Raw genomic sequence first — 20,458 nt, forward strand, 5'->3', positions numbered from 1 at the left:
GTTGCAAAGCAACAAAAAATGCTATGCCCATTCGAAATCCGAAGGGCATAGCATTTTTATGATTTACCTCGATTCCCCGCCCCCGCCAAACCGAACAGTTCGCCGAACACCTCGTGCAAGCCGTCGCTTCCGTAAGCGCTCCGTATGTCGGCCGTATTACCGTCCAGTACGATGCCCCCATCCTTGAGGAACACGATTCGATCGGCTAACGTCTCGGCTATGGGCAGTTGATGCGTCGAGAATAACACGGTGCTTCCACTCGCGGCAGCCCCCCGGACCAGACTTACGAACGATTCCATCCAATAGGGATCCAGTCCGTTCGTCGGTTCGTCCATGAGGATGAGCGGCGGCTTGGCGAGCAGAGCTTGACCGAACAATACCCGTTGACGCATTCCCTTCGAGAAGGAAGTGACCGGTTTTTTGCCCGTATTGGATAACCCCACGAGCGTAAGCACCTCGGCAGCCCGTTCCTTGCCAAGTCCTCTCAGCTTGGCCCAGAACGTCATCGTCTCCATCGCCGTTAACCCCGCGCTGAAGCGATAGTCATCCGGCATATAGCCGATCTTTTCGGCGTAGGCCTTCCGATTCTCCTTCCAAAGGATGCCGTCAACCGTAATGGATCCGCTTGTCGGCAGCATGATGCCGGCCAGCATGCGAAGCAGCGTGCTTTTGCCGGCTCCGTTGCCGCCGCATAAGGCCACCGCGCTTCCACGTCCAATGCTTAAATTCATGGCTTCGATGACGGTAATGTTGTTATAGGCTTTGTGAACGGAGTTGAACCTTACCAGCTCTTCAGCCACGACCTCTCCTCCTCTCCCACAGCACATAGGAAACGGTAAAAATAATCATAATCCAGAGTAAAGCGATGCCGGCAAACGCTGGAGTTCCCCAAGGTTGCAGGATCCACTTCACCCACTTATAATATTCGGGACCCAACGTAGAGCCTCCGCCTAATTTCACGACGGTGAACAATCGGGTCAATTCCGCCGGATTAAGAAAGACGAGCACGGTTACTGCCGGCTTAATCCAGAGATAGGGCAACATGCCGAGTACGGCGATCAGCAGCGACGGCCAGGCAATAATGGCGAAAAACCAGACGCCGACGGCCGCTGTAAGCGCCTGCCAACGATTTTTCGAGAGCGTGCCGATCAACAGCGCGATGGCTAGGAAAAATAATGATAATAGCGCAGCGAAAATCAGCAATCGCCCATAGGTAGCCAAGTCGAATCCTCCGCCAAACATGTATCCGGCGAGCCCCGATAATCCGAAGCCTGCGGCAACAATCGTGAGAAGCACGATGGCAATCCCGATATATTTGCCGAGCAGGTACGCTCCCGTTCCCAGCGCGTATGTGGACAGCAGCTCCCAGTTGCCCTCCTCCTTGTCGCCGGTAAGCGAGAAGGAGCCTAACATCAGGGCCATCAAAGGCAACAGGTAAATAGCCAGATTCAGCATCGTGCCGCTCACGCCGGAATAGCCGCTTACATAACCTTGCAGATTGATCAAGAGCAGGCTGAACATGAATAGCGTAAAAAGGGCCATAAACGAATAGGCCCATGGATTACGAAATCCGATTTTCAATTCCCTTGCCGCAACATGCCTCAGAAGATTCACGAAGCGTGTCCTCCGCCATCATGAGTGCCGCTCTCCTCAACATGTCCATGCTCTACTTGACCGTGAGTATCAGACTCGCCATGCCCTTGATCATCGGAATGATCGTGACCGTGCATATCCATCATTTCATGGTTAACAGCCCAGGAATGGCTGGCAAGATCATCTGCGGACATCAGCGTTCCTTTGCCTTGCTCAGCGATATAAGCCTTGGCATCCTCTTCCTTCTCGAACGATACGATGCCGTAGGCCATCGGTGTTTGAAAAGTAGGATCATAAGCATAATAAGCTTTCTCGTAACGCAGCCACTGCTTTGAGTCGAAATCGCGTACAAACGCAGCGCCGATCGTTTCCGTTCCGTTTTCCTTCTTCCAAGTGTTTAGACAGCCGATATCGTCGAATTTGAGCGACTGGCCGTCCTTCGTTACGATTTGCGTGGCATATTGATCATCCTTGATTGCCATCTTGCAGATGACGCATACATCCGTCTCTTCGTTAATGGCTTGCGCCTCGTATTTCTCTCCGCCGCAACCCGCTAGCGTCAGCACGAACACCAGTGCGAGGGCGAGCAGGCTTATTTTTTTGTTCATAACGTTCTCCTCCTGTTCATATACAACAAACCGATTACTGCGATGACTAACAGCAGGCTCAAATAGCCTGTCGCCTTGGAACTTCCATGACTTGGATTAGCGCCGTCAAAACCCGGTGGTGCCATAAGCGGCTTGACATCCTTTGACCAATCATCCCGATTGTTTTGGAAGAGCTCCTCGAGAAACTCCATGCCCGGCGATTGAAAGAAAAGCTGGAACGCCGCTCGTTTCTGCGTCACGCCTTGAAAAAAGGGATTGATCGCATAAGCGGTATCGCTATATCCGTCCCCATCCGTGTCGATGCCGCTGAAGCCGTCCCAATAGTTCCCGGCAATCTCGTTGTTGCTGCTTCCGCGGGCCTGAGCATCCGCGACATTCCCTTGGAAGAGGTTCCCTTCGACGACATTGAGTTCCGCCTCGAGAAGCTGGATCCCGACAAAATTGTAGATCGCTTCATTGCCGACGATGACATTGCCCGTAGACTGCTCCACGTAGAAGCCTGTCCGGTTGCCTTCGACTTTGTTGTCTCCGAATACGGAATCATGCGCGTCGAATAACAGTATCCCTTGCGAATGGACATTTTCGTTCTGTTTCGTGAAGGTATTGCCGTTTACCTCAACCTCTGTAGCCGTCATCACCATGGCGCCGGTCACATTGGCTTTGCCGACGTTGCCGCGAATGACCGTTCGGGCGGTATACATGCAATGAATGCCGTAACGCGAACGCTCGACGACGTTGTCGGTTACGATCGTATCATCGCTTTTCTCCATGTAGATACCGTCATGAGCATCGCTGACCGTGTTCCCGTCGATTCGCCAACGATGGGAATTAAAGAGGTCGATGCCGTTGCCCTTGGCAGCCATGGATACCTCTCGCGGCGTCCAATCAATCACGGTGCTTGTGATCGTACCATTATCCGCATCCTTCACAGCAATTCCGTCTGCGCCCGTAGCAATCCATATTTGCTCGATTCGAGCCCGGTCACCCGATACGACGATCGTTGCTTGCGGCTTAAACGCCTCGTCGCGGATTCGTATTCCAGCCAAGGTGACGTCATCGGCTGCGACAATTAAGGCGCTTTCTTCACTTTCGTTCAGCAGAATGGATTCTCCAGCGATCTCGGATCGAAGCTCCAGCGGTTTCCGGATCACCGCCGGTCCCAGGTAGATACCCGGCTTTAGAATAATGGTCGATCCAGGTTCGGCTTCATCCAGAATCGGTTGTAAATCGGTTGGCATGGACGCTGATGAGACATCCGCCGATCCGGTATGATTTGCCGAGGTTGACGGATGGCCGCTGGCGCTTTCCGTAGCTGCTGCAGATGATTGCCCGCCGCTGAGTAAGGCGACTACCAACCAACCCATGATGGTGGATCGAAACACAAGCCTACATCTTGGGGTCAAATCTCCTCCCTCGCTTCCCTCCAGTTGTGCGGCTATTCAAGTACTTCTTTACAGCCAATCAAATTGTAACAATGACGGCCATCCCCATACATAGCCCTTTGTAGTCAATGTCACCCTTAAGATCGACAGTCTTGTGACAAACCTGCGATTCCTTGCGAACGCGTGGAATTACCATGACCAAACGGATTCCATCAAACCCAGCTTCTCTCCTATTCGTTTCAACAGGGAATAACTCGCCGGCTCCATGAGTTTGGTGGTACAGCCGGAGTTTGAAACATAATCTTTTTCCTGGGCTTTATCCCAGGTTGTCTCCGTCAAATAATTTGTAGCCTCCGCTTCATCGAAGCATGGCGGAGCTATGTACACCTCTTGGGTATGATCGAGAATAATGCGAGTATCGTTTGGCGGAGCAAAAGGTAGAGGAACTACAAGCAGTGCTATCAGGACGAGGGTCAGACTGATGCCGACCCAACCTTTTCTGAATGTTGATTTATTTTTCATCGCTAATTTCCCCCATCAGCGCAAGAATATCTGACATCTCCGTCAATTCGCCTTCGTGACGTTTCATAATGTTCCCTTGCTCATCGATGACTACGGTCAGAGGAAGACCTGCGGCGCGATATTGCCGCTTTACATCCTGCTCGCGATCCAGCGCGATCGGAAACGCAAGCTCGTAACGGTCGACGAACTTCTTCACCGTCTCCTCTTCTTCCCCGACATTAATCGCGATCATGTCGATGCCGGCTAGCTTGTAAGCTTCATTTAGAAGCGGCAGTTCATTGACGCATGGATTGCACCAGGACGCCCAGAAGTTAAGCACGACGCCTTTTCCTTCATAATCAGATAATTTAAGCTGACCGCCGGCGAGTTGATTCAATTGGAAGGACGGAGCCGTATCGCCGTCGGCGGCCTTGCTCAGCGGCTCGGCATTGGTTTGCAGCACTACGTATACGGCGAGCGCGACCACGCCTGCCACCAGCATGGCTTGAAACCAACCTTTGCGTATGATTGAAAGCAATGTATACACACCTCTCTAACTAAACAATAGTATCTATCTATTGTAACAACGGAGGAGGTACGCAGATATGACTCGTTAGGGCTATTCATAACGTAAATAAGTATATAGTTATATTGTTATTTACTTATATAATCAGTTGCGTATATAATATAAATAGTTTTCGCGGAGGAGGCACTGTTATGGACCCGATTGATGAAATGTCGGAAGTACTTAAGCTTTTGTCGGACAAAACTAGATTAACGATACTCGCGCTTTTAAAGGAACGGGAGTTATGCGTCTGCGACATCGTGGAGCTGTTGGAAACAAGTCAGCCTAATATCAGTCAACATCTGCGGAAGCTCAAGCTGGGCGGTTTGGTTCATGAAACCAGGCGCAGTCAATGGATCTATTATTCCTTGAATCTGGAGTCCAGGCCGTATCTGCAGACCGTCATCGACCAGCTTCCCTCCATGAAAGAAAAGCTTGTCGGCCGTGCGAACTCGACTTGCGATTGATGGGGAGGCCTTATGCTGGTACTTGCTTGTTTGATTTTTATAGTCACTTTATTTTTTGTTATCTGGCAGCCTAAAGGACTAAGCATCGGCTGGTCGGCGTCCGCTGGCGCTCTTGCAGCTTTATTATGCGGAGTCGTCGATTTGCAAGACGTTTGGGATGTTACCGGAATGGTCTGGAACGCTACGCTCGCTTTTGTCGCTATCATTCTGATTTCATTAGTCCTGGACGAAATCGGATTTTTCGAATGGTCCGCTCTTCATATGGCGCGATTGGCACGCGGGAATGGAGTTCTCATGTACGTCTACGTCATACTACTCGGCGCTGCGGTAGCGGTATTCTTCGCCAACGACGGTGCGGCATTAATATTGACGCCAATCGTTCTGGCTTTGGTCAGAGCACTGAATTTCGAGGATCGGCTCGTTCTGCCTTTTATTATCGCTAGCGGATTTATTGCGGATACGGCCTCTCTGCCGCTAATTGTCAGCAATCTGGTTAATATCGTATCCGCTGATTTCTTCTCGATCTCCTTTATGGAGTACGCCAGTGTTATGATCGTGCCGGGTTTGTTTTCTATCGCTGCAAGCTTGCTTGTTTTGTTCGTTTATTTCCGCAAAAATATCCCTTCCCGCTATGATCTCGAGAAAGTGAAAGAACCTAAAGAAGCCATAAAGGATCGGACTTTGTTTCGATTATCCTGGTGGGTGCTGGGCGTACTTTTGGCGGGGTATCTGGTTAGCGAATCCATAGGCTTGCCAGTCTCTGCCATCGTGGGAATGGTGGCCGTCATCTTCATGCTATTAGCGAGACGCAGCCATGCCTTGCAAACGTGGAAGCTGGTCAAAGGCGCGCCGTGGTCCGTTGTCGTTTTTTCGATTGGCATGTATGTCGTTGTATATGGCTTGCGTAATGTAGGCTTGACCGATCAATTGGGCCGATTATTCCAGTGGGTTGCCGAACAAGGACTATTTGTTGCCGTCTTAGGAACCGGCTTTATCGCGGCGATTCTTTCCTCCGTGATGAACAATTTGCCAACCGTCATGATCGACGCGCTTGCCATTCAGGGAACGACAACCGAAGGCGTAATCCGTGAAGCATTGATTTATGCCAACGTAATCGGCTCGGACCTGGGACCCAAGATTACGCCGATTGGCTCGCTCGCCACCTTATTATGGCTGCATGTGTTAGCTCAGAAAGGCGTTAGAATCGGCTGGGGACAATACTTCAAGGTAGGACTGATCCTCACGCTCCCCACCCTGTTCATCACGCTGGTTGGTTTATATCTATGGTTGTCCTTCCTCTAAATTCATTTCATTCAAAGGAGAATTCGTATATGACGTCCAAACCGTTAGTTTACTTTCTATGCACGGGCAATTCCTGCCGCAGCCAAATCGCCGATGGTTATCTGAAGGCTATCGGAGGAGATCGTTTTGAAGTCAAAAGCGCCGGCTTGGAAGCGCACGGACTTAATCCGCGGGCAGTTGCCGCAATGCAAGAAGACGGTATAGATATTACCTCTCATACTTCGGATGTCATCAATCCGGATATTCTGAACTGCGCCGATTACGTTATTACTTTGTGCGGTCATGCCGACGAACATTGCCCCGTTGTCTCTAATGTCCATGTCGTAAAGCTGCACTGGGGCTTCGACGATCCCGCCAAAGCTGCAGGAACGGAAGAGGAAATTACAGCGAAATTCCGCGAAGTACGGGATTCCATTAAAAACCGAATTCGCGAATTTGTTGATTCGGTGCAATAGTTCTGAACAAAGCAAATAAACAGCGGCAACCTTTGAGAAGTATTAGAGTCTCGTAGGGAGCGGCTGTTTATTTTCATTCATGATGGCAATCGTTATTCATTTAAATAGGTCATTACCCTGTTTTGAATCAGCTTGCTGACTGCTTCCGCGGACTTCTGTCCGCTCATATAGGCGTTGAACTCTTCGATGGCGATCGATTGGACTTTAAAATCTACGTTGAGCTTGATGCCCGTATTCTCCAAAAGCGTCTTCATTTCCTTTGCTATCGCTTGAGCCGCGGCAGGATCGACCGCCTCAAGGCCTGGTTCCAGATTGCCGTTCGTCAGCCTGGATGCTGCTTCGTCTATTCGCATCTCAGCCACTTTCTTATTAACCGGAAATCCGCTCAGCTCAGGCGATTGTTGAATCTCCTCGGAAAGCAAATATTTCATAAATTCCCACGCTTCCTGCCGAACCTTCGATTTGCTGTTCAAACCAAGGTTAAACCAGGACCGGAACGGAATCCCGTTCGACTCGCCTTTGGTTGTCGGGCTTTTAAAGAATTGAAGCGTTGGCCTAGCCATAAACGGCATAGCTGTTTCCGGATTGCTGAATACACTTTGTGAAAATATAGCCTTATCATAATCATACGTAAATTCAGCCTGCAGTACATTTTCATCGTACATCGACTTGATTTGACGCATCATCTCCCGGAAATATTCGGAATCGAAATTCGCCGTGCCGTCCGGCAGCACGAGTTCATCATAATTGTCCTCCATATAGCTGATTAGCAAATTGAGCGGAAATACATTAATGAAAGCGAAATAATCTTGTCCCAACTGCTCCTTGGCTTGTTTGGAGATGTCTTTGAATTGCTCCCAGGTCCATGTACGGTCGTCTATGTCGATATTCGCATTCTTTAGCAAATCAGTGCGGCCTTGAATGACATCCAGATTAACGGCAAACGGCATCGCATACAAGCCGTCTCCGTCCTGAGCGGCCTTAAACACATTTTGATAATAATCGTCTTTGGCAAACTCCGGGTCCCGCTCCATTAGATCGTATAAATTAACGATAACGTTTTTCTCCACCAGTTTGTTTTGCGGCAAATTTTCCATCAGAATGAGATCCGAGCTTTTGCCGGCCATAATTTGCGTCGTAACCGTCTGCACGTATTTTTCGATATCCGCTTGTGAAATCGCAGCCGTCATGCCGTCCCCAACCGCTTCGGGAATAGCCATATAAGATTTGATTTCAATCTTTATATCCGTATGCTCCTGCTCGAACTGCCGAGCGGCGGCTTCCAAAAACGGATTGGAGCCTTGAACGGCAATAACGACTGTTTTTTTATCGCCTGTAAAATCAGCCGCTTGATCGTCACCCCCGACACCGCTGTCGAGAGAGCCACCATTGCCGCCGGAACAAGCGGCTAATAGCAGCGTCAATGCCAACAGCACAAACAATCCTTTAACTTTTTTCATGATAATCATCCTCTGCTACTAATGTATGGTTTTATCCCTTGATGCCAGAAAGCTGAATCCCCTCTATGAAATACTTCTCCGCCGCCAAATACAGCAGCAACATTGGAATCATATAAATAACGGAAGCGGCGAATGAGACGTCAAAAGCCTCTTTCTGCAGCCTGGACAAAAAAACCGATAGTGGCTGCAATTCCGCATTTTGCAGAAAAATAAGCGGCTGCTCTACCATATTCCAATAGTCGGCGAACAGCAGGACAACCAGAGCGGCTATGCCCGGTTTAACCATGGGCAGAACAATCGAAATAAAAATACGCAAATACCCGGCTCCGTCGATTTTCGCCGCTTCCATATAACCGCCCGGAATTTGCAGCATGAACTGTCTGAGCAAAAAAACGCCGAAGGCGGCAAAGATGCCGGGCAAAATGATCGAGGCCGGCCGATCCAGCAAGCCAAGCTGATCCGCCATCAAGTAGTTTGGTACAAGCGTCACTTGAAACGGCATCAGCATCGTAATCAAATACAAAAAAAACAAAGGCTCCCTGCCGGGAAAGCGCAGCTTTCCAAAAGCGAATGCGGCCAGCGCCGCAAACGCCACCTGTCCGGCAACGATCGGCACGACTAGCATAACCGAATTCCAGAACATCAATAGAAACTGCGGCGTCGATATCAGCACATTAAAATATTGGCTGAAAGAAATCTCATGGGGAATCCACTTTATATTGACAAAATCGCTTACGTTCACACTGCCCAGCATTCCGTAATTAGCTAAAATTCCCCGCTCCGTCATCAGCGAATTGACGATGGTCAAAACGACCGGCATAAGCATTACTGCGGCTATTAGCAACAAAAGCAGCGTTCGCAGCAGTGCGGCAATTCGTTCTCGTTTCTCTCGCAACCGTCAATCATCTCCTATTCCATATAAGACCTGAACACACGTTCAATTCGGAACATTACAATGACCAGCACGAATATAACAGCAGCCATTAGAGCGGCCGAAGCAGACAGCTTCTCTATATCGAGCGAAAAAAACATATTGTTCATGTAATGCTGCATCATATAAATACTATCGTGCGGATAATCTCCGGCGACCAGGTACGTCTCCCGGAACACCTTAAACGAGTTCAAAACCGACATCAGGACGACCAGAAAAGTCGTAGGCGTTAAATAAGTGAGTGTAATGCTAAACTTCCGCATTCGACTCGCCCCCTCCAAGTCAGCAAATTCGTAATAGTGCTCCGGAATATTTTGCAGACCCGCGAGAAACAACACGATGTTATAGCCAATATTTTTCCATACATAAATCAGGATAATGACCAGGGGCGACCAGTCCGATTTCATCCAATCGATCCTGGCCAAGCCAAAGTATTCCATCCATGCGTTAAAAACACCGTTCCAATCAAAGAAGATTTGCCACACAAGGACAATGGAAGCTACCGGAACAACAAGCGGCAACACATAGGCCGTTCGCAGCCATTTCCGGATAAATACCCGTTGGTTGAGAAGCAACGCCAAACCTAGCGACAGGGCCACGATGATCGGAACACTGATTGTCATGAACAAAAACGTGTTTTTCGCCGCCTTGAGAAAAGAAGAACTCGCCAGCAAGCCCTCGTAGTTGGCCAAGGTCCAACTTCCGTCCAGTCCGTCTTGGAAAGAAGTCATCGTGCTTTGTCCGAACGGAATGAGATAAAAAATAGAAAATCCGGCAAAGCCGGGGAGCAGGAAGCAAAGAGCCGCCATCATTTCCTTACTTGCTGAGCGGCCTGGTTTCATAGCCTCTACCTCCTTTCGCAGAATTCAATGACTCAAATGATCGACCTATTGCATCTTACCTGTCCAATATGACAGCGAAATGACAGCAATAACATGAAGGGAACACCGATTTCTCCACATCTCCGAGGAAATGCATTTAAAAAAGAAAAAAAGCGCCGCATATCGGGCGCTTTTCCAGTTGCTGTGTAAACAGCCTGCTTATCAATTATGTGAATGTGGCGGTTGCTAACGTGATCCGAAAAACGGTTCCTGACGGCGCTGTTCGCACTAACCCCACCTTGCCGTTATTCGATTTGGCAAGCAACTGACAGATCGGCAGTCCCAAGCCTAGTCCCTGCTTCTTCTTTCGTCCGCTGTCTCCCCGGTAATAACGTTCGAAAACAAACGGCGCTTCCGCGTCAGAAATCCCTTTGCCATCGTCGGCTACGTCGATATAAATAAACGAATCTTCCCGGCTTGCCGTTATATGAACGATTTTGGCTCCGGCTGCGGCACTGTTGCTTAACAAATTAAACAAAATTTGCTTCAAATGCTCCGAATCTCCAAACCAGATGACTTCGGAGCTTGCTGTTTCCGTAAGGAGTTCCAGTCTTTCATGCCCCGGTGTAGCTCTAAACTGAGTAGCGACCTCGCCAAATTGTGCTGACAGATCCACTTCCTCTTGCAAGGGCTCAATCGTATCTGTTTCCATAGCGGAGAAGTCGAGCAGTTCATTCACCATCGTCTGAAGGCGTTTCGATTCATTCATGCTAAGCTGCAAAAATTCGTCGGCTGTGGTGCCGGAAACCACCCCATCCTTGACCGCTTGGATCATGCCGCGAATGGAAGTAACCGGCGTGCGCAGTTCATGGGATACGCCCGCAAGCAGATCCGTCCTCATCCGCTCAAGCCGTTCCAGTCTGATCGACATATCATCGAATGAATTTACCAATCGATGAATCTCCGTTTCTTTGATTCGCGAGGAATCCGGCAGATCAGGTCTATAGTTGCCATCCGAAATTTGGCCTGCGGCATGCGCCAATTGACGCAGCGGCCGGGTCAGAGAACGTGATAAAAAATAGACGACCATCCAGCCGCAAAGGGCGATTAGTCCGATGGATGCCAGAATCAACAGATACATATGCTCAAAACTTTTATCTACTTTCATGCTCACATAATATTTCCCGGCAAAATGATTGTCGTAGACCAAAGGAACTCCGACGCGGATCCACTTCCTATGCTTGTCTGATTGGATTTCCTTCGTCGTTTCGGCATCTCGCGGCTTCGGAAAATCCGTATTCCCGCTTGGCTGGTCAGACGGCTCATGACCTCCAACGCTAACCATGCCGGTAGCAAAGTCATGAATTTGCACGAAAACGCCTTTAGGGATTGCCGGAGTAACCGGCATAGCATTAACCATCCCGGCCCGACCCGCAAGCAGCATCTCATTTACCCGTTTTTGTTCATCCTTTGCATTCGAATAATAGGATGCCAACAGTTCGGCTCGCGCTTCAAGCACTGCAACTTGCTGATTTATTGCGCTTTCCCTGATCCAATGAACGCCTAGCAAGCCGATCCCAAACAGCAATAGGACCAAAAGCAGTGTAAAACGCCATGTCCAATACCGCAAGAGTGGAACGGTAGATACGGCCTGCTCGGACCTGCCCTTAATAAACACGGAGACTATACCCCGTCCCTTTGAACGTTACAATTTCTCCTTCGCTCTCCGGCCACTCCTGCAAGCTTTTTCGTATTCGTTTGATAGCTGCGTCAACCGCCCGGTCTCCGCCCGCAAAATCGAGCCCCCAAACCCGATCAAGCAGTTGCTCGCGGCTAAAGTATTGATTGGGATGGCGCGCCAGAAAAGCGAGCAGTTGCAAGTCGCGCGGAATAAGTGCGACAGGCGTCTGTCCTCTAGCCGCAGTTTGCGCTGTATAATCAATAATCAGACTGCCAAGCCGTACAACCTCCGAATCCGCCAGGTAAGCCGAGCGCCGAAGCACAGCTTTAACGCGGGCGACCGCTTCCTCCGGATCAAAAGGTTTGGCAATGTAATCATCCGCTCCAAGCTGCAAACCCTCCAATCGATCGGGGACGCTTCCCCTTGCCGACACAATGATAACCGGACAGCTTCCCTTCTCTCGAATATGCCGCAAAATATCCATGCCCTGCGTCTCTTCCAGCATTAAATCCAGCAGAACAAGATCCGGCCGCCAGGCCTGGAAAACCTCCAGAATATCCCGCTCTCCCGTATGGCATTTAACAGCGAAGCCGTCCCGTTCCAAGTAAACTTGAAGTAGTCTGGCAATGCTAAAATCATCCTCTACGACAAATACTTTTTTCATTAAAATATCACTCCGTCATTCGGCGAAAAATTGTATATTCTAAAAAAGCCGTTTTTAGACATTCGCTTTTATTCTAGAATAGCAATGTGTCAGCCATATGACGAGCTATAGATAATTCCAGCCAATCCAATTCGGTATTATTCGTCGCCAACGATTCTAAAATCAATATGGTTTGGCGGAGGGAAGTTTTTGCGAGCTTGCACAATATGGCTGTCGTCAAGTGCTTCGTCACGCTGGGCAGCCAATTTCTTGGCGTTGTACTTGTACCAGAGATTGATGATAAGCATCTCGCCTTCGCGTACAACTGCAAATTCTTTCTGAAAGAGCTCGCTCAGGAACTCTTCTTTATCGAGCTCTAATGCAGCTGCGCCAACGATGATCAGAATGCGGTCATTCGTTGCGTACTCTTCCGGCAAGGTGTGGAAGAAGCTCCATGCTTCCTTATAACGCTCACTATCGATCAGCATTTTGAGATACTCTTCTGCCAGCGCGCGATCCGGAAAGGATTGCGAAAGCTGAAAAGCTTGGTCCATATAGCCGAGTGCAGCCGTATTATCTTCCTTGAGCGTCATCGCAACCGCTAGATTGCGATACACCCAAGCAGATGGCTGCAACTGGATGGATGTCTTCCATGCCTCCATTGCTTCGTCTTCTTTGCCAAGCTCATAGAGCATTACACCAAGATGCATATAAGCATTCCAGTTCTTGTTGCTTTCGGAGGATCGCAGGCTTGTTTCCAACAGTTCAAGCCATTCCCGCTGTACCATCCATGCGGGAGGAACGGCGTTGACATCGCCTACTGGAAACGTTCCGTTCTCAAGCAATTGTATCCATTCCACGCTTTTAGAAGCAGCATCAGCCGAAAGCAGCGAGAAGTTAAAGCCGGCAGGAATGTTGCGCTGCTGCTCATGCTTGCTTCGGCGCGCCTCTTCCAGACCGCCCCATTCCGATCCATCATATAGCTTTTCAATAGGTGCTTTTGTCGCTTCTGATCGAGCTGTTTCATGTAAGTTGTAAACATCCGCTTCCGTAATAAGCTTGTCAACACAATCCATTATATATTCGTTTGCTTTACGCCAATCCTTTTGATGGGATTGCATTGTATTTACATCCGACAAGCCGAATATTTGCGTGAAATCCCATTCCGAATGTGCAGGCATATCCAGCCCGTGTAGCTGAGTTGGAGCCAATCCAGCTTGAATTTCGATATAATTGCCTTTACCCGGGTCGGACAGGAAGTCGCACCAGCGGCGTCCACCAGGATGATGTCCCCAGCAGAACATTTTGCGATAGCGCAAGAGTGAAGTCGAACGCTCGTAAAATAGTTTGCCATCCTCATAAGCAACGGCTTCCCACGGAGCTTTGTTCTCAGCAACGGTTTGGAAAAAAAATTCGTTCGAAAACGGAAAATTGATCGGATATGATACATCCTCGCCAGGTACCGTTGCAAGCTCTGGCAATACGCCATGACCAAATCCCTTGATACGCTGATCAAAAAAAATGACTTCATCTGTTGTTGAGAACACGCGAGCCTTCTCCGTTTCTTCAACAGCAGTGTTCGTCCACCAGTACATAGGAACGGAATGATCATTATCATTAATAATGCGTACATAAGCAATAAGCTTGTCTGAGCCTGCCGGCAGATGGAAATCGATATGCCAGAACACATTTTTACAGCGCTCGTACTCGTAGAAACGTAAAAACTCATTGCCGTCATTGTCTTTCAGCATTGCTGCATGCAATGGTGCCGTGGTAGTAAACGCATGCCCGACCTGCCCGATATTCCATTCTATACCGCCAGAGAACCAAGCATTTAAAATGGCTAGATTGCCTGGCTGAAAAACAGGGTTTGTATATAAAAGGTTACGATTGGTGCGTTTGTCGATCAGGGAATATAGTCTGCCGCCATATTGCGGCATAAATACAGCTTCGAGCAATTCGTTTTCAAGAATAATTGTATCAAGAGACATTTCCATTCGTTTACGTGAGTACCGATCTTGCATGCGATAAGGCAAGAAGCGCTCGCCGGTTTCATAACCCAGCATCGGACGAAGTCTGTCCGGATAGCTGCTGTTGACAGGCACTTCGCGATCGCGTTTGCGGCTTCTGAACATCGGAAGCGGATTTTGGCTCTCTAGCGGAGCACCCGGAAGCTGTAAGGTAGATAGTTTGATAGACATTGCCTGATCACTCCTTCAATTTGGGCCGTTCACAACGATCGTATATTCCGCTTCCGCGCGAACATCCCTAATTTCCGCCTGGTGATCCTCCTCCGGTCTGGAAGGCATATAAATATTGCTTTTCTTTAATAGCGGAGAAATTTTTAGAACGATCGGTTCGTTGGCCCAAATCTCGCGGAACCGCTTTAAGCCTATCATCCAAGGAACGCCGCTATAGAACTGATCCGCAACGCATTGTCCGGCAATATAGGCCTGCGCCACGTCTCCCACAAAATCGATTACGAGCGTAATCTCGTTCGCTTCGTCGAAAGCGGAGGGATCTAACGTAATCTCCCATTCCGGTGCATTTCCTTTTTGACCTTCGTCTTCGAACAAATACTCGAAGAAGCTTGCATGTAATGACGGATCCCGGGTCGGCTTCCACGTAACATCGACTTCCCGGGATTGCAAGCCCGGCTTATACGCCTGGAATATTCCCTCTTGTTCGGCAAATAACGAAAGACCCCCTTGATCTAGGACGCTCTCGACGGGAGGATAAACCGCAAACGCCATCTGTTCGGCTTCTGTCCCGCTAATATGCAGAGCATCATCCTCAAACGTCACGTTTCCTTCGCATACGATTAATCGATCGCGTCCGAACGCTCGGCCCTTCCACAAGTGCAGCGACTGCCGCTCGTTGACCGTTAACACCTTTATAACCTCGCCTTCAACAGTCTTGACGGTAAATAAGCAAGCAAGACCCGGCCGCAGGTCGCGAACGGTAATCGCGTCTTCTTCGCGTTCTACTTTACCTTCCTTGAGTTCAATATCCGCAACGCTCACCGGATCGAATGAAAATTCCGGCCGAACTCCTGCAACCTCGAAGAATACATACAGCGTTACATCATCTTCGCGAAGCGTACATAACGGCTGAGCGGTCGCATACTTCAATCGGGCGCCGCTCATGTCCATTTGGATCGGCCAAAAGAAATAAGCGTCATGCTTGAGCGCAAACGGAGTCGCAGGAACGTTCAAGGTTTCACTCGCCAGCCGCAATTCAACCTGCACGCGTTTTTTGTCCGGCATTTCCGTCAGTCTTTGATAATTGTTAAAGAACAGGAAGCCGCTGTCTCCATTCATTCGCGCCGCAACGCGCACCGTCTTGGTATCTTCGACGGAGTACGGTCGAATATCGGGATAAACCGCAGTCATAAGCGCAAGCTTCTCTCCGAAATCGTGAATAAACAGATGAAGCCGCTTCAAGCTTTTGTAGGAGTCCCTAATTCGGCCAAACTCCCCGATCGGCGCTTGAAAATCGTAGCTTCGCACCGGAAGCTGATTACCGCGGGCATCCGACTCCTGCATCGTCGAGAGTTCCCCGAGGGGCTGAGTGCCTCCGTGATACATGTAATAACCTAGCAGATTGCAGCCGTTGGCGATTTTGACCATCGCCATTGCGGCAACATCGTCGGAATCAATGACGGGACGCCTATGATAGGTGATTTGCACTCCGCCTCCAAGTTCGCAGCAGCCGTCGGGGTAACGATCGATATCATCCAAATCTCTAATCTCCGACTCTTTTTCGCCAAACAGATCGCTGCCGATGCTCGGATCGTTGCGCATCGGATGGAAAAAATAATGCGGTCCCGGCGGAAGCGGGTTCGTATGTTTTTCCCACGGATGATCGGGATAACCTCCGAATAACGGCAGCACTTCATCTCTTGGAATGCGCGCTCCGCCGGGACCTCCCCAGCCTGTAACCGTAAACAATGGAGCTTTGATACCCGATTCCAGCGCCATGCTCTTTAATGTCCGCAAATGCTCTGCATTGTCCGTCAGCTCGTTATCAAGCTGTATGCCGATTATCGGACCGCCGTCTTGATAAGCCAGCCCATCGACCTGCCTGGAGATTTCCTCGTACAATCTTCTGGCGTATAACAAATAGTCCTCGTCGTTCGTCCGCAAAGCGCCTCTCCCGTACAACCAATCCGGGAAACCTCCGTTGCGGCATTCGCCATGTGCCCAAGGCCCGATGCGGACAAGGGCATCCAAGCCATGTTTTTGGCAAAGCCTGACGAAAGTTCGCAGATCCTTGTCGCCAGACCAGTCGAAACGTCCCTCTATTTCTTCGTGGTGAATCCAGAATACGTATGTGGCGACAATTTGGATGCCGCCTGCTTTCATCTTCAGCAGTTCTTCCTCCCATTGTCCATGAGGGCATCTAGAGAAATGAAACTCCCCCATAACCGGCAGCCAAGGCTTTCCGCCGCGGGTGAGATACCTGCTGTTCGCTTCTATTTTTTCCCCGGACGGATTCTCTCCCCCCATTTTCAAATGCCCTTCGATCAACTCCGCTTTTCCATGGCGGTTGGCATCCAGTACGTACTTCATGACTTCACTCCTGTTCTATCCCTATTAACTGCCGAAACGGATCATTCGGAATGTAAACGCTCCTTGAGCTGAGAATTCAGGCGGTAATTGAATCGTTAAGCCGTCTTCGCCGCGCGACCAATCCAGCCCTCTTGGATGTCCAAGCAGTTCGACAGACTCAATCTGTTCCGGATGCAGGTACAAACAATTGGAAAGCGATCGGATGACAACCTTCCCATCCTCAGGCATTGCCAAAACGATAGCGTACAAGCGATCGTTCTTGACGGTGAACCGAATATCGCGAGACGTAAACGCCGAGCGCGCCGTATCACTGAAAGAACCGCTTCCAACTCGCGTCGGGCCTTCTCCGAACACTTTCCAAGGGCGAGTGCTATAGATGGCTTCCCCGTTTATGGCGAGCCATTGCCCGATCTGCCGCAATATTGCTTGCTCCTCCTCCGGAATCGTTCCGTCGGCACGCGGTCCGATGTTCAGGAGCATTGCGCCGTTTTTGCTGACTATATCGATTAAATCACCGATAATCGAATCCGCCGTCTTGTATTTATGATCGGAGATATAGCTCCAGGAATTTTGCGATACAGACGTGTCCGTCTGCCAGAACAGCGGCCGTATGTCCGAGAGCTGCCCTCGCTCGATATCGAATACCGCTGTTCCTTCGGCGAACGCATCATCCTTATAGTTGATCGCGACTCCGCGGTTCCTTTCCCGTCCGATATTGTAATAATATGCCGCAAGACGCTGTAGATACGGCTTGAAAGCAGGTTGGCTGATCCACCAGTCGAACCAGAGCAGCTGCGGTTCGTAACGTACTATCAAATCGCTTGTCCGTGCGAGCCAATCTTCAAGAAACGGCTCGTTCGGCTGCGTGGCAGGAACCCAATTATTTGGATGGCAAGGCTGTGCGGGACCGTAAAGCCCGGCGTTGCGGGGATCCAACACATCGGAATCGAACGCAGCGCCTCCGTTGTAAAACCACCAATTCTCCGCATGATGGCTGGAAACTCCGAAGACGAGATGTTGGCGTCGCGCGGCGTCAGCCAGTTCGCGAATGACGTCGCGTTTCGGTCCCATGCGAGCTGCGTTCCAGTCCGTAAACGGACAATCGTACATCGGAAACCCGTCATGATGCTCGGCAACCGGAACGAAGAACTTGGCTCCGGATTGCTTGAACAGGGATACCCACTCGTCCGCGTCGAACTTTTCCGCCTTGAACATCGGGATAAAGTCCTTGTATCCAAATTTATTTTGCGTCCCATATGTCGCCACATGATGCTGGAATGCTCTGGAACCTTCCTGATACATTTGACGCGCATACCATTCGCTCTCGAACGCTGGAACGCTATACGGACCCCAATGAATGAAAATGCCGAATTTTGCGTCCTCGTACCAAGACGGAATGGAGTATTGACGAAGCGAATTCCAGTTCGCCGCGAACGTTCCCTCCCGATTGACATCGTCAATTTTTCGCAACTGTTCGGCGAGCAACCGATCTACACTCATATAGCTTCCCTCCACTGGAATTCGTCTTATTTGAACATGTTCCAATCCATTTCAACGTGGATTCTGTTCCTGTTGCCCAATCTTCTCTCCCGTTACCAGCTGCAGCCATGTCGAAAATCCGCTGACGCCTTGCTCCAAGCGAATAATCCGCGCTCCATGCGGGAAGTCTTCCCGGCCATACGTATTCAAGCCGGTGGCACGGCCATAGCATAACCGGATGCCGTACCACTCACCCCAAAAATCGTTTAAGTGGTCATGCCCGCAGAACGTGCCCATCACGCCTCCCTGCTCCACCATCGCAGTGAACATACCCGAATTGATTTTGGGACAGCATACCTTCTCCAGCTTGCTGCCGTAACCTCCTTTTTCCATCCACATTTCTTCGTATTCGGGCAGCGGAATGTGGAAGAAGGCTAACGCGGGTATAGGAGCGCCTCCGTTTTTCGATGCAAGCTCCCGGGACTGCTCCGCGTACCAGTCGATTTGTTCCCGCCTAATCCAGTCGTATCCCTTAACTGAGGGCACGGAAGAGACATCGCCCGAATCTAGAAAGTAGAGCGCGACCTCGCATTCGCCTTCAGCTTCCCCGATCTCGACGACGTAGTTGCCTTCGCCGGACAAGTGCTCCGGTCCGCGCTGCGTAATCGAATGAGGCTGTACGATGATTGCCTCGATCAATTCTGTCCGGCTAATATTTTTCTCCGTATCATGGTTGCCAAAAACATAAGCCCATGGGATGCCTCTTTCTACGACCGGCTCGACAGCTTGCCGCATCATCTCCACGGGATCCGTTGTATCCGAAGGATAAATCAAATCGCCCGTAAATACGACCAGATCCGGACTTTCGGCATCAAGAACCGCTCGTATGACTTTTTCCGTTTGCCGATCGATCTCGAGCCCGTCTTGCCAATGGACATCAGTGAACTGAATAATGGTAAAAGTACCGTCTTCCCGATATGTCATCCGATGATTCAACGTTGGACTCCCCCTGTTCTAATTTCTGTCTCCATCACTCAATATGTTTTCAATTTCGGACAACGTATCCGCCGAAAGCGAGATGCCCGAAGCAGCGACATTTTTCTCTACTTGCTCCGGTTTCGTAGCGCCGATAATACAGCTGGAAATGTTCGGAAGCCGCAGGTTCCATGCTAACGCCAGCTGTACCAAACTGATGCCTAGTCTCTCAGCTACTTGGATTAAGCTCTCGATTTGGTCTACCCGATGCTCGGAAAGCAGCCCTTGGCTTTTAATCCAATGGTTATGATCCGGATTGGTCGCGCGCGACCCTGGAGGTAACGCCACTCCCTTGCGATATTTTCCGCTAAGCACGCCGTGGGCTAACGGGGAAAACACGACTTGCCCGATTCCGTGCTTCTCGCACATCGGCACGATATCCGATTCGATGCGACGGGTGAACATATTATACTCTGGTTGGTTCACCACAATCGGGTCCAGGTGCAGTCGCTCCGCTATTCCCGCTGCTTCTGCGATTTGCCATTCCCGCCATTCGCTTACGCCGACGTACAATACTTTGCCTTGCGTGACCAGATCATCCATCGCCCTCAACGTTTCATCCAGCGGCGTATTCTCGTCGAAGCGATGGCAATAATACAGATCGATATAATCGGCGCCAAGCCTCTTTAAGCTGGCTTCGCATTGTTCCATAATATGTTTGCGCGACAAACCTTTACGATTTGGTCCTTCGCCCATATCAAAATAAACCTTCGTTCCGAGCACATAAGAGTCTCTCTCGTATCTCGCAAGCGCCCGTCCCATAACTCGCTCCGCTTCGCCGCGGGCGTACATATTGGCCGTGTCGAAATAATTGATTCCCAGTTCGTATGCCTTATGAATAACGGCCTCTACAGAAGCGGCCTGCCCAGGGTCGTCATAGGTGAGCCAGCTTCCAAGCGCGATCTCGCTCACCTGAAGTCCGCTTCTTCCCAATCTGCGGTATTTCATTGCTTCTCGATTCTCC

The 20,458-nt window shown here is 50.0% G+C and carries 19 protein-coding genes; 3 read left to right on the forward strand and 16 right to left on the reverse strand.

The annotated features are described in order from the left end of the window. Positions 1–56 precede the first annotated feature (56 nt). From H7F31_RS20530 to H7F31_RS20555, 6 genes are all read right to left on the reverse strand, one after another. Positions 57–800 carry an ABC transporter ATP-binding protein gene (locus H7F31_RS20530; RefSeq protein WP_261800074.1) on the reverse strand — a complete coding sequence of 248 codons (744 nt, stop codon included), beginning with the start codon at positions 798–800 and terminating at the stop codon, positions 57–59. After that, on the reverse strand, positions 793–1,614 hold the full coding sequence (locus tag H7F31_RS20535) for an ABC transporter permease (RefSeq protein WP_261800075.1): 822 nt from the start codon (positions 1,612–1,614) through the stop codon (positions 793–795). Before H7F31_RS20535 ends, H7F31_RS20530 begins: the two co-directional genes overlap by 8 nt. Beyond that, positions 1,611–2,201: a nitrous oxide reductase accessory protein NosL gene (locus tag H7F31_RS20540; RefSeq protein WP_187100306.1), complete on the reverse strand. Its 591-nt coding sequence runs from the start codon at positions 2,199–2,201 to the stop codon at positions 1,611–1,613. Before H7F31_RS20540 ends, H7F31_RS20535 begins: the two co-directional genes overlap by 4 nt. Further along, a complete protein-coding gene (locus H7F31_RS20545) occupies positions 2,198–3,583 on the reverse strand; it encodes a right-handed parallel beta-helix repeat-containing protein (protein ID WP_261800076.1) in 1,386 nt (461 codons plus the stop codon). Before H7F31_RS20545 ends, H7F31_RS20540 begins: the two co-directional genes overlap by 4 nt. A gap of 189 nt (positions 3,584–3,772) precedes the next feature. Beyond that, positions 3,773–4,105 (reverse strand): hypothetical protein, encoded by a 333-nt coding sequence (locus H7F31_RS20550; protein WP_187100307.1) that lies wholly within the window; start codon positions 4,103–4,105, stop codon positions 3,773–3,775. Next, a complete protein-coding gene (locus H7F31_RS20555) occupies positions 4,095–4,622 on the reverse strand; it encodes a redoxin domain-containing protein (RefSeq protein WP_261800077.1) in 528 nt (175 codons plus the stop codon). Before H7F31_RS20555 ends, H7F31_RS20550 begins: the two co-directional genes overlap by 11 nt. A 179-nt stretch (positions 4,623–4,801) precedes the next feature. Here H7F31_RS20555 and H7F31_RS20560 point away from each other — a divergent pair, with 179 nt between their 5' ends. Genes H7F31_RS20560 through arsC form a run of 3 tightly spaced genes read left to right on the forward strand, consistent with a single transcriptional unit; the run spans position 4,802 to position 6,873 of the window. Continuing rightward, a complete protein-coding gene (locus H7F31_RS20560; protein ID WP_087568612.1) occupies positions 4,802–5,116 on the forward strand; it encodes an ArsR/SmtB family transcription factor in 315 nt (104 codons plus the stop codon). A 12-nt stretch (positions 5,117–5,128) separates the two neighbouring features. Further along, positions 5,129–6,418, forward strand: a complete 1,290-nt coding sequence (locus H7F31_RS20565; RefSeq protein ID WP_315970507.1) for an arsenic transporter — start codon at positions 5,129–5,131, stop codon at positions 6,416–6,418. A gap of 29 nt (positions 6,419–6,447) precedes the next feature. Next, the gene (gene arsC, locus H7F31_RS20570) at positions 6,448–6,873 is read left to right on the forward strand and encodes an arsenate reductase (thioredoxin) (protein ID WP_187100308.1); all 426 of its coding nucleotides are present in this window, start codon (positions 6,448–6,450) and stop codon (positions 6,871–6,873) included. Positions 6,874–6,965: 92 nt separating this feature from the next. Here arsC and H7F31_RS20575 read toward each other — a convergent pair whose 3' ends face one another. From H7F31_RS20575 to H7F31_RS20620, 10 genes are all read right to left on the reverse strand, one after another. After that, positions 6,966–8,333: an ABC transporter substrate-binding protein gene (locus H7F31_RS20575; protein WP_187100309.1), complete on the reverse strand. Its 1,368-nt coding sequence runs from the start codon at positions 8,331–8,333 to the stop codon at positions 6,966–6,968. Between the two features lie 31 nt (positions 8,334–8,364). Further along, the gene (locus tag H7F31_RS20580) at positions 8,365–9,228 is read right to left on the reverse strand and encodes a carbohydrate ABC transporter permease (RefSeq protein ID WP_261800078.1); all 864 of its coding nucleotides are present in this window, start codon (positions 9,226–9,228) and stop codon (positions 8,365–8,367) included. A 14-nt stretch (positions 9,229–9,242) separates the two neighbouring features. Beyond that, entirely contained in the window at positions 9,243–10,106 is an 864-nt protein-coding gene (locus tag H7F31_RS20585; protein WP_187100310.1) for a carbohydrate ABC transporter permease, read from the reverse strand. Between the two features lie 205 nt (positions 10,107–10,311). Beyond that, entirely contained in the window at positions 10,312–11,763 is a 1,452-nt protein-coding gene (locus tag H7F31_RS20590) for a HAMP domain-containing sensor histidine kinase (protein ID WP_261800079.1), read from the reverse strand. Beyond that, positions 11,753–12,430, reverse strand: coding sequence for a response regulator transcription factor (locus H7F31_RS20595; RefSeq protein ID WP_187100311.1), 678 nt, complete (start codon positions 12,428–12,430; stop codon positions 11,753–11,755). The genes H7F31_RS20590 and H7F31_RS20595 overlap by 11 nt, the downstream gene beginning before the upstream one ends. Positions 12,431–12,567: 137 nt before the next feature. Beyond that, complete coding sequence (locus H7F31_RS20600) at positions 12,568–14,610, reverse strand: DUF5107 domain-containing protein (protein WP_187100312.1); 2,043 nt, start codon at positions 14,608–14,610, stop codon at positions 12,568–12,570. A 15-nt stretch (positions 14,611–14,625) separates the two neighbouring features. Then, positions 14,626–16,980: a beta-galactosidase gene (locus tag H7F31_RS20605; protein ID WP_187100313.1), complete on the reverse strand. Its 2,355-nt coding sequence runs from the start codon at positions 16,978–16,980 to the stop codon at positions 14,626–14,628. 24 nt (positions 16,981–17,004) lie between these two features. Next, entirely contained in the window at positions 17,005–18,480 is a 1,476-nt protein-coding gene (locus H7F31_RS20610; RefSeq protein WP_187100314.1) for an alpha-L-fucosidase, read from the reverse strand. Between the two features lie 51 nt (positions 18,481–18,531). After that, positions 18,532–19,455 carry a metallophosphoesterase family protein gene (locus tag H7F31_RS20615; protein WP_261800080.1) on the reverse strand — a complete coding sequence of 308 codons (924 nt, stop codon included), beginning with the start codon at positions 19,453–19,455 and terminating at the stop codon, positions 18,532–18,534. A gap of 18 nt (positions 19,456–19,473) precedes the next feature. Beyond that, complete coding sequence (locus H7F31_RS20620) at positions 19,474–20,442, reverse strand: aldo/keto reductase family protein (RefSeq protein ID WP_187100315.1); 969 nt, start codon at positions 20,440–20,442, stop codon at positions 19,474–19,476. Positions 20,443–20,458: the final 16 nt, after the last annotated feature.

Origin of the sequence: Paenibacillus sp. PAMC21692 (genome assembly GCF_014303795.1) — a bacterium.
Lineage (GTDB): Bacteria > Bacillota > Bacilli > Paenibacillales > Paenibacillaceae > Pristimantibacillus > Pristimantibacillus agaridevorans.